A 617-nucleotide genomic window follows, 5' to 3' on the forward strand; every position below is an offset into this window, starting at 1 on the left:
CTCGAGACTTACTACTGGAAAGCTTACATCAACTAGCTGAGCTAATAGATCAGACCACAAAAACAGCCGCTACAGAAAGCTCAGCGGCTAAAGGTCTTTCTGACGAAACCAATAAAACAGAGCTACATTCTCCCGCAACGCAAACAATCCACCCAGTATTCTTCGGTGATAGTAAATTACCTCTTTACGGCGTAATACATGAGCCTGGTGCGGGCGCTTATCGTAGCAAAGCAATATTATTCAGCTCTCCGATCGGACATGAGTATTTTCGCAACTATCGAATGACCCAGCTACTTGCCACTAGCCTCGCTAAACAAGGCTTTTATTGCATGCGTTTTGACTACCACGGCGTGGGTGACTCCACTGGTGAGTTTTCTACTCAAAGTATCGAAGAATGGCAACAAGACCTTATCAAAGCATATGAGGAGCTAAAAGCCCGAGCAGGCGTTGAGCAGGTGGTCTGTGTCGCCTCACGTTTAGGCGCCTCAATTGCTACATTAGCCAATACAAAGTGCCAGTTTAATGAGCTAGTCCTTTGGGACCCGATTCTCAATGGCTCCGACTATCTTGGTAAATTAGACACTCTGCAAAAACAAGTACTTACTCAAAACTGGCAT

1 protein-coding gene is annotated in these 617 nt (G+C 45.5%); it reads left to right on the forward strand.

The genetic code is table 11. The features are described from left to right. A partial coding sequence (locus A3735_RS28160) for a serine aminopeptidase domain-containing protein (protein ID WP_197486117.1) occupies positions 1-617 on the forward strand: 617 nt, incomplete at both ends.

The sequence above is a fragment of the Oleiphilus sp. HI0061 genome (assembly GCF_001635675.1).